Origin of the sequence: Pantoea agglomerans, assembly GCF_020149765.1 — a bacterium.
Taxonomy (GTDB): domain Bacteria; phylum Pseudomonadota; class Gammaproteobacteria; order Enterobacterales; family Enterobacteriaceae; genus Pantoea; species Pantoea alvi.
The window spans coordinates 3,660,887-3,675,303 of sequence record NZ_CP083809.1; the positions used below are offsets into that span (position 1 = coordinate 3,660,887).

The 14,417-nt window shown below is 59.6% G+C and carries 11 protein-coding genes; 5 read left to right on the forward strand and 6 right to left on the reverse strand.

Annotated features, from left to right (window positions below):
• Positions 1–10: 10 nt before the first annotated feature.
• On the reverse strand, positions 11–1,342 hold the full coding sequence (locus LB453_RS20230; protein WP_103793708.1) for an extracellular solute-binding protein: 1,332 nt from the start codon (positions 1,340–1,342) through the stop codon (positions 11–13).
• 547 nt (positions 1,343–1,889) lie between these two features.
• Here LB453_RS20230 and LB453_RS20235 point away from each other — a divergent pair.
• Complete coding sequence (locus LB453_RS20235; RefSeq protein ID WP_103793706.1) at positions 1,890–2,489, forward strand: GNAT family N-acetyltransferase; 600 nt, start codon at positions 1,890–1,892, stop codon at positions 2,487–2,489.
• 12 nt (positions 2,490–2,501) lie between these two features.
• Positions 2,502–3,593, forward strand: coding sequence for an ABC transporter ATP-binding protein (locus tag LB453_RS20240; protein ID WP_103793705.1), 1,092 nt, complete (start codon positions 2,502–2,504; stop codon positions 3,591–3,593).
• Between the two features lie 55 nt (positions 3,594–3,648).
• Here the strand turns inward: LB453_RS20240 and LB453_RS20245 are convergent, their stop codons facing one another.
• The gene (locus tag LB453_RS20245) at positions 3,649–4,767 is read right to left on the reverse strand and encodes an ROK family transcriptional regulator (protein WP_103793704.1); all 1,119 of its coding nucleotides are present in this window, start codon (positions 4,765–4,767) and stop codon (positions 3,649–3,651) included.
• Positions 4,768–4,774: 7 nt separating this feature from the next.
• Positions 4,775–5,680: a BadF/BadG/BcrA/BcrD ATPase family protein gene (locus tag LB453_RS20250; protein ID WP_103793703.1), complete on the reverse strand. Its 906-nt coding sequence runs from the start codon at positions 5,678–5,680 to the stop codon at positions 4,775–4,777.
• A 277-nt stretch (positions 5,681–5,957) separates the two neighbouring features.
• Between LB453_RS20250 and LB453_RS20255 the strand changes: the two genes are divergently transcribed.
• A complete protein-coding gene (locus LB453_RS20255; RefSeq protein WP_103793702.1) occupies positions 5,958–7,115 on the forward strand; it encodes a Gfo/Idh/MocA family protein in 1,158 nt (385 codons plus the stop codon).
• A 96-nt stretch (positions 7,116–7,211) separates the two neighbouring features.
• Here LB453_RS20255 and LB453_RS20260 read toward each other — a convergent pair whose 3' ends face one another.
• On the reverse strand, positions 7,212–8,453 hold the full coding sequence (locus tag LB453_RS20260) for an MFS transporter (RefSeq protein WP_103793701.1): 1,242 nt from the start codon (positions 8,451–8,453) through the stop codon (positions 7,212–7,214).
• Positions 8,454–8,839: 386 nt separating this feature from the next.
• On the opposite strand from LB453_RS20260, the gene LB453_RS20265 reads away from it, so the two are divergent.
• Both LB453_RS20265 and LB453_RS20270 read left to right on the forward strand, forming a co-directional pair.
• Positions 8,840–9,430 (forward strand): hypothetical protein, encoded by a 591-nt coding sequence (locus LB453_RS20265; protein ID WP_224481562.1) that lies wholly within the window; start codon positions 8,840–8,842, stop codon positions 9,428–9,430.
• Positions 9,431–9,712: 282 nt separating this feature from the next.
• The gene (locus LB453_RS20270; protein ID WP_103794028.1) at positions 9,713–12,103 is read left to right on the forward strand and encodes a glucose/quinate/shikimate family membrane-bound PQQ-dependent dehydrogenase; all 2,391 of its coding nucleotides are present in this window, start codon (positions 9,713–9,715) and stop codon (positions 12,101–12,103) included.
• Between the two features lie 95 nt (positions 12,104–12,198).
• Here the strand turns inward: LB453_RS20270 and LB453_RS20275 are convergent, their stop codons facing one another.
• On the reverse strand, positions 12,199–13,392 hold the full coding sequence (locus LB453_RS20275; protein ID WP_103793700.1) for an MFS transporter: 1,194 nt from the start codon (positions 13,390–13,392) through the stop codon (positions 12,199–12,201).
• Positions 13,393–13,498: 106 nt separating this feature from the next.
• Positions 13,499–14,389, reverse strand: a complete 891-nt coding sequence (locus LB453_RS20280) for a LysR family transcriptional regulator (RefSeq protein ID WP_224481563.1) — start codon at positions 14,387–14,389, stop codon at positions 13,499–13,501.
• Between the last annotated feature and the right edge of the window lie 28 nt (positions 14,390–14,417).

Genomic DNA, 14,417 nt, shown 5'->3' on the forward strand with positions numbered 1-14,417 from the left:
GGCCACCGGCTTAGTGCTTCAGGGTTTTCAGGTAGCGCTGATAGTTGTTGTCGAAGTTAGCCACCATCTGATCGGCCGTCTGACGGCCCGCCAGCAACAGCTGGACGTTCTGATTCAGCTCGGCGTTCATGGTGGGGGTCGCCCAGTCCACGTAGTGCCCTAAACCGTCATAGTCGTTAAGCGTCAGCCAGACCTGATAGGCTTCCGCCAGCAGCGGGTTATCAGCGGGCATTTTGGCAGCTTTACTGGTGCTCGCCGGCAGGAAGCCGACCTTCAGCCAGCGGTTGGCCATCGCATCGGAGACCATATAGTTGATAAACTTCGCCGCCGCGTCCTGCTCCGCTTTGCTCTTCGCGGTGCTGGTCACGGAGAAGGCGAGATCGGTACCGCCGACCATCAGCGGCTGCTTCACGCCCTCGCCTGCCGGCATCGCCGCGAAGTGGATATCTTTATTATCTTTAAACTGGCCCAGATACCAGGTGCCGCTGACCAGAAAAGCCGCCTGGCCGTTCTGGAACAGCGTCGCGGCGTCATCATGGCCGATCCCCTGGAAGCCGGGGAAGAAATAGCCTTTATCGGTCCAGCTCTTCATCATGGTGGCGGCGTTGACCAGCTTGCTCTCTTTGAAGGTGCCGCCCACATCGTAAATCAGATCGTCCAGCGCCTTGCGGTCGCGGCTCTCAATCTGCGCCTGCCACAGGGTGCTGAGCAGCTGCTGCCCCATATTGCCATCCAGCAGGCCCAGCATCATCGGCGCGGTGCCCTGCTGCTTCAGCTTCGCCATTGCGCTTTCAAGCTCCGCCAGCGTTTTCGGCGGCGCGATACCCGCCTTATCCAGCAGCGCTTTGTTGTAGTAAAGCCCGACCATCTCGCCGAGGCTGGCGATACCGTAAAGTTTGCCGCTGCCGAACTCCCCGCTGTCGGACCAGCGGTTACGCTTCAGAATCGAGTCGGGGAAGCGGGTGGTCCAGCCGTTGCTGGCGGCGTAGCCGTCGAGCGGCAGCAGCAGTTTATCTTTCACCAGCGAGCCCATATCGCCGCCGCCCTGATTCACCTGGGCGATCTGCGGCCCGTCACCGGCCGTCAGCGCCAGCTTGAGCGGGATGCGCGTATCTTCAAAGGAGTGAACCGAGCGGTTAATCACGATGCCGGGGTTCTGCTGGGCAAATTCTTTAATCCCCTCGTCAACTGCCGCCGTCTGCTGCGGATAGTTGTAGATATCCCACTCATTGAGGGTCACGGCGGCGTGGGCGGCATGCGTAACGCTGCCCGCCAGCAAGCCCGCCGCCAGCAGCCGACCCAGATTGCGAATTCGGAACAAACGAACGGAGGAAACAGCCATTATGCTTACCTTCTTCAGACCAGGATCGGCATCCCTTCATCTCACCGTCTGCCATCCCGCAGACTGAAGCCGCACAGCAACGCACCTCCTCATACTTACTTTAATAAAAAAATAAAGTCAAACGGCCCGCGGCGCGAATTGCAACGCTGTGAGCGCGCGCAAATAAACAGCAGTCAGGCGGCAAAAGCAGCAGGCTACGCGGCCCACTGCGCCCTTTACCCTGACGGCATAGCGCCAGCCAGGCTTTGCGCAGCAGAATAATCCAGAAGGATAATCGCAAAATAACGCCCTGATAAAACATATGAAAATCCTATAACGCTCACACTTTTCGCTTTTCGCCGGGCGCAATTCGCCCGCCAAAGGCCGCAGTTTGGGCGTGTTGGCGATCACAGATGCGCATCAGAATGTGGGTAAAGGTTGCTGAACGAGCTGGGTTAGTGCGATAAGGTAATTATTCTATCTTGAAAACTAAGTCCGCTTTCATTAACGTAACTTTTCAGCTGCGGCACTGGGCAATCCTTAACCTGTTCACTCACGAGAATTGATCATGGCGAATCAAGGTGTCATTCGTCCGGCCACCCCGGCGGACTATCCGGCGCTCTACCGCATCTGCCTGGAAACAGCGGATGCCGGCGGCGACGCCAGCGCGCTCTACTCCGATCCCGACTACCCCGGCCAGCGTTTTGCCGTGCCCTATGCCCGCTTCGCGCCGGACTTCGCCTTTGTGCTGGAGCGGGCGGGTGAGGTGCAGGGCTATGTGGTGGCCGCGCCTGATACGCGCACCTTTGAGGCGCAGCTGCAGGCAGAATGGTGGCCGCAGCTACAGGAAAAATATCGTCAGCGCAGCGCCAGCGCCCCGCTCGACAGCAAGGTGCTCGACGCCATCCGTCACCCCGACCAGGCGGCTGAGACGCTGGTGGCGCAGTGGCCTGCCCATCTGCACATCAATCTGCTGCCTGCGGCGCAGAAAGGCGGCTGGGGCCGCAAAATGATTGAGCATGAACTGGCAGCGCTGCGGGCAGCAGGGGTCAGCGGCGTTCATCTGGGCGTCAGCCTGCAGAACGAGCAGGTCTGCGCCTTCTATCAGCGCATGGGGTTTACCCCGATTATGCGCAGCAATGCCATCTACATGGGCCAGTTACTCTGAGTGAGGTAGCCGATGACCAGCCTGCGCCTGCAGAATGTGAAGAAGTCTTACGACAACGTTAATGTGATCCATGGCATCGACCTGACGATTAACAGCGGCGAATTTGTGGTGTTTGTCGGGCCTTCCGGCTGCGGTAAATCGACGCTGCTGCGCATGATTGCCGGGCTGGAAGAGATCAGCAGCGGCCAGCTGCTGATTGAGGATCAGGATATGACGCGCCAGCCCGCCACCGAGCGCGGCATCGCCATGGTGTTTCAGTCCTATGCGCTCTACCCCAATATGACGGTGCGCGGCAACCTGGCCTATCCGCTGGAGGTGATGAAAAAATCCAAAGCGGAAATCAGCCAGGCGATTGAGCAGACGGCGGCGCGCCTGCACCTCACCGAGCTGCTTGACCGTCTGCCGCGCGCCCTGTCCGGCGGCCAGCGGCAGCGCGTGGCGATTGGCCGCGCCATCATTCGTCATCCACGCATTTTCCTGTTTGATGAGCCGCTCTCCAACCTCGACGCGGAGCTGCGCCTGCAGATGCGCATTGAGATCGCCCGACTGCATGCCTCCCTCGGCAATACCATGATCTACGTTACCCACGATCAGCTGGAGGCGATGACGCTGGCGGACCGGATCGTGGTGCTGCGCCAGGGACGCATCGAGCAGGCAGGCGCGCCGCTGACCCTCTATCACGATCCCGATAACCTGTTTGTCGCCGGTTTTATCGGGTCGCCAAAGATGAACTTTCTGCAGGCGCAGATTGCCGCGGCTGGCGAGGGTGAAGTGCAACTGCGCGTGCCGGCGCTGAAGATTGAGAACCTGGTGCTGAAAATCGCCGCGCCCTGCCGCGAGGGAGCTCAGGTCACGCTGGGCATTCGTCCCGAGCATTTCCAGCCTGCCGCGCAGACGCCTGAGCCACAGCGCTTTACCGGCGAGCTGGCTTATGGCGAGATGCTGGGCCACACCAACTATCTTTACCTGGATATTGGCCGTGAGCAGATGCTGGTGGTGGAGGAGCGGGAGGCGATTGCGCGCGATCTGGGTAGTCAGGTTGCACTGGGCATTTCCGCCGCGCACTGCCTGCTGTTTGATGCGCAGGGCATGCGCCTGCGCTAGAGGTAAGTATAGAGATTAACGGGCGCGCGTCGCCCGTTTTTACTGGCGGTGCGTCTCAGGCGACCGGCTCTTCATCAGCCTGCGCGGCCAGCAGATCAAGCAGACGATTAACGGCAAAACCCGCTGCGCCCAGCGCCCACATCCGGTTGGATTCGCTCAGAAACTGCAGCGGCGTCATATGCGGCGTCAGCTTCAGGCGGTATGCCTGGAAGCTCTGGGTAATGTTATCGAGCAAAATGCGCGACGCCATATGCGGCTCCATCGCCAGATAAACCACATCCGGGTCATACGCCACCGACAGGTTCGCCAGCGAAATGCCCAGTTCGCGCCCCGCCTCTTCCAGCGCGGCCAGCACCTCTGGCGTAGGACGCTGATCGAGGGCCTGTAGGGTAACGCCCTCAATATTCTCCTGTGCGGCAACCCGCTGCAGAATGGCGCGCGAGGAGGCAACATCCTCCAGCAGCCGCAGCGAGCCATCGCCGACCAGTCCATTGCCAATCTCGCCCGCTTTGCCGTGGCGTCCCCGGTAGAGCTGGCGATTAAGAATGATGCCGGCCCCGATGCCCTTGCCGTAGGTGGCGATAACCGCTGACTGCGCGGTGCCGAGCTGGCCAAACACCAGCGCAGCCATCGCCATCGCATTGGCGTCGTTCTCAATAAAAACCGGCAGCGAGAAGCGCTCCTCCAGCAGGCTGGCGATGGGCACGTTATCCCAGTCGAGAACTTTCGAGCGGATACAGTAGCCATTCTCGGCGTCCACCAGCCCCGACAGCGCCAGCCCGATAGCGCCGACGCGCCTCTCCTCAACGCCGCGCAGGAATTTCGCCAGCGCGTCGCCGAGCTGGCGCGGCGTCAGCGTGCCCGACGGCATTTGCTGTTCGCCCAGCAGGTTGCCGCTGAGATCGGTCATGACGATCAGGTTACGCTCAGCGTTAAGCTGGATGCCAATTACGCTGGCGCGGTCGGGATTAAGCCCCAGCAGCGTTTTAGGCCGCCCCATTGAGACGCGACGCAGCCCCAGCTCCTGGACAATCTCTTGCGCCAGCAGGCGATTGGTCGCTTGCGAAACCGTCGACATGCTGAGTCCGCTGCGAACTTTCAAATCGGACTGACTAATCGGCGCGTTTTCAACAATCAACCGCAGAATGCGCGCGGTTACGTTGGGAGCGGTCATAAATTCCTCAATTAATAGCCCTGACGCGATCGGCTCTGGCCGAGAAAGCGGGATGCGCACCGGCAAGCTTCAGCGCCCCGCTTAACGCATCGCCCTGCGGCGTCGCCAGAGAGGCCTGAATATCCGCTGCCAGCCAGCGATGAACTGGCGCGGCCAGACCGCCCATCAGCGCCACGTGCCCGCTGCTTAACGTCATCAGGCGACGCACCATCAGGCCGATATCGGCGGCGGTCTGCGACAGCAGATGCTGCGCGTGACCATCGCCAGCGTCGGCGGCGGCGAAAACTTGCGGCACGACGCGCGCCCAGTCAGCGGGCACGGCCGTGCGGGTCCAGAGCAGCATGGTCTCCGGGCTATGGTCGAATTGCGCCATCAGCTGATGGGTAAAATCGCTGGGTTCAACCACAGCTTCGTGAGCCAGCAGCGCCAGGCGCAGCGCGCGCCGCCCCAGCTCTGCGCCCGACCCCTGGTCGGAGAGAGCAAATCCCCAGCCCCCCAGCAGCGTAAAACGCGTGCCGTCCCAGGCGGCGCCCTGGCTGCCGGTGCCGGTGATAAATACCGCGCCAGGCTCTCCACCGTGCGCGCCTGCGCAGGCGATCTCAACATCGCTGACCACCCGTAACGCCGCGCAGGCGGGTTGCCAGCCGGCCAGCCGTGCCTGTACTGAGGCAACGTTGGCACCGGCCAGTCCGGCGACCAGCGACGTTTCCCCCAGCGCCTGCGGCGTCAGGCCGGCCTGTAAAAATACCTTATCGATCAGTGCGCCAACGCGAATCAGCGCCGCATCATAGTCAGACCAGACGTTGGCTGGTCCGCCAGCCGCTTCGGCCAGAACGTTACCGTGTAGGTCGGTTAACCGCGCGCGACACTGCGTGCCGCCGCCATCAATGCCAAGGAGATAGTGTGCCTGCACGCGCTTCCTCCCGCCCCCGCTGCTTAAGAGATATCGCCGTAATGAGCGAACGATAGGGTAAAAAAACTTAAATCGCAATAACAAATAAATATGGCAAAAAAGCTGTTTAATTTTATCTTTATTTAACATATGGATAATAAAAACATGCTCACATTATCCGCAGCGCGATATTGACATTAGTTTTTCTGTCGTAATAAGTTGGCTAACACATAATCACCAGCCGCGCCTGGCAGCGAGCGGGCTCTGCACCATCCGGTTTCAGGATCAGGGGTTTACCATGAAAGTAGGCATCATCGGTCTCGGCTTTCGTCTGTCCCACATTATCAAAGAGTTCAACAAGGCTGACGACGACTTCTCCGTCGTTGGCTATTACGACCCGACACCCGCCGGGTTGCCCAACCTGCACAGTTTCGGCATTGAACCCGGCCAGGCGTTCGACTCGATTGATGCGTTACTGCAGCACGGCGGAATGGATCTGGTGCTGGTGGGCTCGCCTAACTTCCTTCACCTTGAACATGTCGGCCAGGCGCTGGCGGCGGGCTATACCGTCTTTACGGAAAAACCGGTCGTTATCAATGAAGAGCAAACCATGGAGATGGCGAAGCTGGTGCGCCAGTATGGCGAGGCGCGCATTCTGGTCGGCCTGGTGCTGCGCTATTCACCGCTTTATCACGACCTGCTGGCCGCGCGCGACGCCGGCCAGCTCGGCGAGATAACCTCTATAGAAGCGACAGAACATATCAAGCCGTACCACGGTGCTTTCTTTCAGCGCGACTGGCGGCGGCTGGAAAAATATGCCGGTCCCTACATTCTGGAAAAGTGCTGTCACGATATCGATCTTTATCAGGGGCTTGTGCAGCAGCGCCCGGCGCGGGTAGCCAGCTTTGGCGGACGTAAATCCTTTACCCCCGATCATGCGCCGCAGGGCGCCGTGACCCCAGACTCTGAGGTCTACCACATCAAACCCAGCGGCTGGTCCAGCACCGATGCGGTGTTTGACAGCGATGCCGACATCGTCGACTACCAGACCGCCCTGATTGAATATGCGGGCGGAGCCACCCTCGCCTTTCATGCCAATCTCAACGTGCCTGATGAGTTTCGTCGTTTCTGCGTGATGGGCACTGCCGGCATGGCGGAAGGCGATTTCGTGCGCAACTACTTCCGCGTACACAATGCGCGCAGCGGCGAGAAAGAGGTTGAAACCGCCTACAGCGGCAACGCCTACGATGGCCATTACGGCGCGGACGCGCTGATGGCGGAAGAGATAGTGAAACACATTAAACAGGGAACGCCGCTGAAAGTTTCAGTGGTGGACGCGCTGGAAGCGGGCCTCACCGCAATAAAAATCGATGAGGCACGCAAAACCCGCAGCGTGGTGGATATGCGCGAAAGCTGGCAACACTTTGACGCCAACCTGGGAAAAACAGGGGCCTGACGGCCTCTCCTGCGGCGCGCCGTCCCCCGTCGCGCTTCAGGCTGTGATTAGCGGTATGACTGGCAGCTCACTGTAACCGGCCTCACGGCCGGTTTTTTATGCCGGGCCGTTTTCGTTCTCCAGCTTCTGCCGCTTACGTAAATGCGGAAACAGCGCCATCCATAGTCCGACCACCACCAGCGTGCCGATGCCGCCAATCGCCGCGGCGGGCACTGCGCCGAACCAGGCGGCCAGCATCCCCGACTCGAACTCTCCGAGCTGATTCGAGGTATTGATAAAAATGGCATTAACCGCGTTAACGCGGCCGCGCATATCATCCGGGGTATCGAGCTGTACCAGCGCGCCGCGGATTACCATGCTTACCATATCGAATCCGCCGAGCGCGGCCAGCGCCAGCAGCGACAGCCAGAGCTGGGTCGACAGCGCGAACACCAGCGTCGCGACGCCAAACCCCGCCACCGAGCCAAACATAATCATACCGACATGCTTTTCCAGCTTGTTGCGGCTGAGCCATAGCCCCACCAGCAGCGCACCTACCGACGGCGCACCGCGCAGCAGGCCGAGCCCCCAGGGACCGGTATGCAGAATATCCTGGGCGAAAATCGGCAGCAGCGCCGTTGCGCCGCCGAGCAGCACGGCGAAAAGATCGAGCGAGATAACGCCGAGCACATCTTTGCGATCGCGGATAAAGCGCACCCCGGCAAAGAGATTGGGCAGATTCATCGGCAGACGCGGCTGCGGCGGGCGCTCGTAGCGCAAGCGCGCCACCAGCAAAAGCGACAGCAGATAAAAAGCGGCGGAGACGCCATAGACGACGTCCGGGCCGGCGACATAGAGCAGACCGCCCAGCGTTGGACCGACAATAACCGCCGCCTGGCTGCCGACCGAGGTCGAGGCCATGGCGCGCGCAAGAATGGCGGGCGGCACCAGCGAAGGCAGCATTGAAGTAATAGCGGGCCACTCCAGCGCTTTCGCCACCGAAATAAGAAACACCAGTCCCCAGATCTCAACTTTGCCGGCCCAGTTGAACAGGGTTAAAAGCAGCAGCGCCACCAGCGCGACGCACTCGATCAGCTGGCCCAGCAGAACGATGCGGCGACGGTCAAGCTGATCGGCGAGATGACCGGCGGGCAGCGCCAGCAGCACCGACGGCAAAAACTGCATTAGCCCGATAATGCCCAGCGCCATCGCGCTGTTGGTCAGGGCATAGATCTGCCAGCTAATAGCGACGGAAAACATCTGAAATCCAAACGATGAGCAGGTGCGCGCCAGCCAGAACGCAACAAACGCCCGATGCTTTAACAGCGATTCATCCGCTGTCTGTTCCACAGAATCCATAATTTATCCCGTTAATCAGTCTGCCGGTTCACGTCATAGCGCGAACCTCTCTTTTTAATCTGCGCAGGCGAACGCGCAGCACAGCGTGCTTGATTTCTCCTCGCCTGGCAATGTCGGGATGTGCTTTAGCCTGTCGCTAAAATGCGGCGCAGAGCGGCAGCTTTATTATTGACTATTATCAGACTATTTATTTCCAGAAAGACAAAATTAGGTCCATTAAATTATTAAGTATTCTTTGCAATGCACGTTATTAGCCGCGCAATAAGGCGCATAAAAAGGATGACGACTTTAATATTTCCGTTTTATATTGAGTCCAGCAGTAACCTGAGCGTTACCTTGAGAAACACTTATAACTTTGTCCGACTTTTTCTTTTAACCAGAGATGCATGGAAAATAGCTTGTACAATCCAGATGTTACTGAAAATATTCTCGGCCCTGCAGGCACCCTGCTGGGTTTTTGTTATTCAAAACCTTACTTACTGGATGATGCAGAGGAAATCAATAATAATGGCGATATAGTTACATGGAAAAATCATTGTCCACATGAAGCGGCATTAATGATTATTCCCGTTGCCCTGAAGCAGCTTAAACAAATCATTGCCGCACCGGATCAATATTTTTGCTGGCAACATCCGCGCGTTCGCCTGGCCATTAACTATGAGGCGTTAAAAGCGTGCCGCCTCGCTTTGCCTGAAATAACAAATGTTTTTCAGTTCTGGTTGCTCGACTTCGCGCCGCCCGGCGCAGACTGGCGACTGATTGACTCTTTTCCCTTTTCCGGCATCGTGTTAAGCGAAGATTTCTTTAACACTAATTATCAAAAATTCACCTTCCCCTTTTTATTATCTTCATTTGCTGAAAGAGAAATTAAGGTTATTGTCCGCAGCCCCCAGCCTGTCCCGCCCGACGAGGTGATGAAGACGCTAAATATATCGGGATGGCAGCAGCAACGACGCGCAGGCAGCCTTATCTGCTGACGCACCGAGGAAAAACCCAAACGCTGGCGTTGTGAGCGAACCCTGAGCGCCATAACGCAGCGTTAACCTCATAAAATGTTGTAGTAATCGCGCTGTTAAGCGTAAAGCGCCAAAAAAATCAAACCTCTTAACGTTTTTACTATAAAATTTAACTCACACGGATCAAGATGCTCACGGGAAGAGCAGCATTGAACACCTGCTTTCTTACGTACTTTATATAACGTGAAAACAGCGTAATTCGTTGTTTTCTGTGTTTTTATGGCAACAAACGAGGTCGACATTATGGGGAAAAGTTCCTCATCTTTTGGCGTAATTCGTTTCCTGACGGTGCTGTTCGCATTCCTGACGGGCGCGTTTATGCTGATTGGCGGTGGTTGGTTAGCCGCTATCGGAGGTTCCTGGTATTACGTTATCGGCGGTGTGGTTATGCTTATCACCGCTTATCTGCTGTCACGTCGCAAAAGCACCGCGCTGGTTCTCTATGCGCTGCTGCTGATCGGCACCCTGATCTGGGGCGTGTGGGAAGTCGGCACCGACTTCTGGGCCCTGGCGCCGCGCACCGACGTGCTGGTAATTTTTGGCGTCTGGCTGATCCTGCCTTTTGTTTACCGTAGCGTAAACGCTGGCAGCAAAGCCGCGCTGGGCAGCATGGCTGTCGCGCTGATCGCCAGCGCACTGGTGCTGGCGTATGCGGTATTTAACGATCCGCAAACGGTCAACGGCAAACTGCCGGAGACCGCGCAGAACGCCACGCCGGCGCAGCCGCTGAGCAATATCGACGATGCCGACTGGCCCGCCTATGCGCGCGACCAGCAGGGTACGCGTTTCTCGCCGCTGAAACAGATCAACGAAGGAAACGTGAAGAACCTGCAGGTTGCCTGGCAGTTCCAGACCGGCGATCTGAAGACCCCTAACGATCCGGGCGAAATTACCGACGAAGTGACGCCGATTAAAGTCCGCGACACCCTCTACCTCTGCTCGCCGCACCAGATTCTGTTCGCGCTCGACGCGACCACCGGCAAGCAGAAGTGGAAATTCGATCCGGGTATGAAACCGAATCCGACCTTCCAGCATATGACCTGCCGTGGCGTCTCTTACCACGAAGTGCCTGCGGCGGCCGATGCTGCTAACAGCCAGCCTGCGCTCTGCTCGCGCCGTATTTACCTGCCGGTAAACGACGGTCGTCTGTTCGCGCTGGATGCGGAAACTGGCGCACGCTGCCCTGCCTTCGGCAACAACGGCGAGCTGGATCTGCAGCACAAGCAGCCGGTAACCACGCCGGGTCAGTATGAGCCGACGTCACCGCCGGTTATCACCGATACCACCATCGTTATGGCGGGCGCGGTAACGGATAACTACTCGACTCGCGAGCCTTCTGGCGTGATTCGCGGCTTCGACGTTAACACCGGCAAACTGCTGTGGGCCTTCGATCCGGGCGCGAAAGATCCTAACGCGATTCCGGCTGACGAACACACCTACACCATGAACTCGCCTAACTCCTGGGCACCGGCGGTTTACGATCCGAAACTGGATATCGTTTACCTGCCGATGGGCGTCTCTACCCCGGATATCTGGGGCGGCAACCGTACCCCGGAGCAGGAGCGCTACGCGAGCAGCGTGCTGGCGCTGAACGCCACCACCGGTAAGCTGGTGTGGTCATATCAGACCGTGCATCACGACCTGTGGGACATGGACCTGCCGTCGCAGCCGACGCTGGCCGACATCACCGATAAAGATGGCAATACCGTTCCGGTGATCTACGCCCCGGCGAAAACCGGTAACATCTTTGTGCTGGATCGTCGTACCGGCAAGCCGGTAGTGCCTGCGCCGGAAACCCCGGTTCCGCAGGGCGCGGCCAAAGGCGATCACGTTTCGCCGACGCAGCCGTACTCCGAGCTGACCTTCCGTCCGAAGCAGAATCTGACGGACAAGGATATGTGGGGCGCGACCCTGTATGACCAGCTGGTGTGCCGCGTGATCTTTAAGCGTCTGCGCTATGAAGGTCCGTTCACCCCGCCGTCTGAGCAGGGCACCCTGGTGTTCCCGGGTAACCTGGGCATGTTCGAATGGGGCGGCATCGCGGTCGATCCGCATCGTCAGATCGCTATCGCTAACCCGATGGCCCTGCCGTTCGTCTCTAAACTGGTGCCGCGCGGTCCAGGCAACCCGATCGAGCCGCCTGAAGGCGCGAGCGGCGGTTCTGGCACCGAAACCGGTATCCAGCCGCAGTACGGCGTGCCGTACGGCGTTGAGCTGAACCCGTTCCTGTCGCCGTTTGGTCTGCCGTGTAAGCAGCCGGCCTGGGGCTACGTTTCTGCCGTCGACCTGAAAACCAATGAGGTGGTCTGGAAGAAACGTATCGGCACCACGCGCGACAGCGCACCGGTTCCGCTGCCGTTCAAGATGGGTATGCCAATGCTGGGCGGTCCGATCGCTACGGCTGGTAAAGTCTTCTTTATCGGCGCGACCGCAGACAACTATCTGCGTGCCTTCAGCACCGAAACGGGTGAGCTGCTGTGGCAGGCGCGTCTGCCGGCTGGCGGCCAGGCAACGCCGATGACCTATGAAGCGAATGGCAAGCAGTACGTTGTTATCGCGGCGGGCGGTCACGGCTCCTTCGGCACCAAACTGGGCGACTATGTGATCGCCTACGCGCTGCCGGACGAGAAATAAGCCTCTTCGAGGTATGTTAAAAAGCGGACTTCGGTCCGCTTTTTTATTGGCAACGTGCCAGCGTAGATGAACCCGTTCAGTTCATTCTCTTATCGCTACTTTTTCCGGCTTTTCCTCCAGTTCACTGCCCCACACAACAACAGCACCGCCGCCGTCAGCAAAAACACCGGCCGCATACCGAAGGCGCCGCCGATAAAGCCACCGAACAGCGGGCCGCTCACCTGACCGATATATTGCGCAGACGTCGAGTAGCCCAGCATGCGTCCGACCTGCTCTTCCGGCACGCTATGGCGAATTATCGCCGTAATACAGGGCAGCAGCCCGCCGAGGGCCATCCCCATCAGGAAGCGCAACACCACCAGCTGCCACGCGGCGGTAATAAACGCCTGCGGGATCAGCAGCGCCGCGCAGGCCAGCAGACCGGCGATCAGCACGCGCCAGTGGCCGATGCGGTCAGCCAGCTTGCCCAGCCGCGGCGCGGAGAGAATGCTGCCCAGCGCGGCGGCGGCCATCACCAGCCCGGCGGTAACGGTAATGGCGCGATCGCCGGTAACGAACTGCCCAATATAGAGCGTGATAATTGGCTCAATCGACATATTGGCGAAAATCAGCAGCATGCCCGACAGCCACATCAGCTTTACCACGCCGCTGACGGCGCCGGAGGCGCTGTCGGCGGCGCGCGTTGCCGCAGGCGGACGCGGCTGCTCTTTAAGCAAAAAGGTGGTCGCCAGAAAGGCGAGGAAAATTACGCCGCCGGTCAGCCAGAAGGTATGGCGAATGCCGATCAGCGGCGGCAGCACGCCGCCCAGCAGCGGACCGACAACGTTGCCCGCCATAATGCCGGAAGAGAGCACGCCCAGCGCCCAGCCGGTCTGCGCCTTCGGCGTCTGCGACGCCACCAGAATGGTAGAGCCGGAGGCGTAGCCGCCGAGCAGCCCCGCCAGCAGCCGCAGCGCCACCAGCTGCCAGGGCGCGGTCGCCATGCCAATCAGCGCCATCGCCACCGCCATGCCGAGGCTGGCGCGGATCAGCATCAGCTTGCGGCCATAGCGATCCGCCAGCCTGCCCCAGAGCGGCGCGGTCAGTGCGGCGCTGAAAAAGGTTGCGCCGTAGGCCAGCCCGGACCAGCGCGCGATGGCCGCCGGTTCCGTTACGCCGAGCTGCCGCACATAGAGCGGCAGAAAAGGCAGCAGCAGCGTCATTGCGACAATCGTGCTGAACGAGCCCAGCACGCATACCCATAAGTTTCGTTTCCAGATTTGCGCGTCTGGCGCGGCGATCGCTTCCATCAGGCCTCCTTTTTGACTGGCTTTCAGGCTAGCGTCGTTGTCATGGGAACAACAGTAGCGGCGCGATAATTACTCAGCGCCGCCCGCTGTTGCTGGAGAGCAACAATCAGCCGCTCAGCGCGGCGACCAGCGCGTCGCACAGCAGGCTGACCGGCGCGGCAGGCTGCGCCTCCTTCAGCAGCAGATAGCTTTGCAGGCGATCCATCTGCCACTCCGCCAGCAGCTGAACAATTTCGCCGCGCGCCAGCGCCGCCTGCGCCATATAGGAAGGCAAATAGGCGATGCCGCTGCCCGCCTGGGCGGCGTTAAGCAGCGCCATGCTGTTGTTGGCGCGAAAGCGGCTGCGCACGTCGACCGCCAGCCGCTGCTTATCGCGGCGAAATGGCAGCGCGGCGGTATGCGCCGGCCCGTGAAACATCAGCAGGTCGTGGCGCGGCAGCATATCGGGATGGGTAACAGGCGGGCGCTGCGCCAGATAGGCCGGTGCAGCATAGAGTCCCCACTCAATATCGCCTAACAGCCGGACGTGCGCGCCCTGCGGCGCGCGGGCGCGGATCGCCACGGCGATATCGACCTGTTCCTCCAGCCGATCGCTACCGCGATCGGTCAGGTCGAGATCGACATTGATATGGATATGGCGACGCAAAAAGAGGTTGAGCACCGGCGCGACGCACTGGCAGCCGTAGGTGACCGGCGCCTGCAGCCGCACGTTGCCCGCGACGTTCTGATGCAGCTGCTGAACAAAGGCGTCGGCGCGCTGCATCTCCGCCAGCATGCGGGTACAGAAGGGATAGTAGGCCTGGCCCAGCTCGGTCAGCGCCATATTGCGCGTGGTGCGATAGAGCAGCTTAAAGCCGAGCCGCACCTCAAGCCGGGCGATCTCCCGGCTGACGTGGGATTTAGAGAGGCCGAGCGCGCGCGCGGCCTCGCTGAAGCTTTTGCACTCTACCACCCGGGCGAACATCATCATCGCCGTTAAGTTTTCGCTGTTATCCATAATCGTCTTCGTCCGCCGCAAAAAAGCA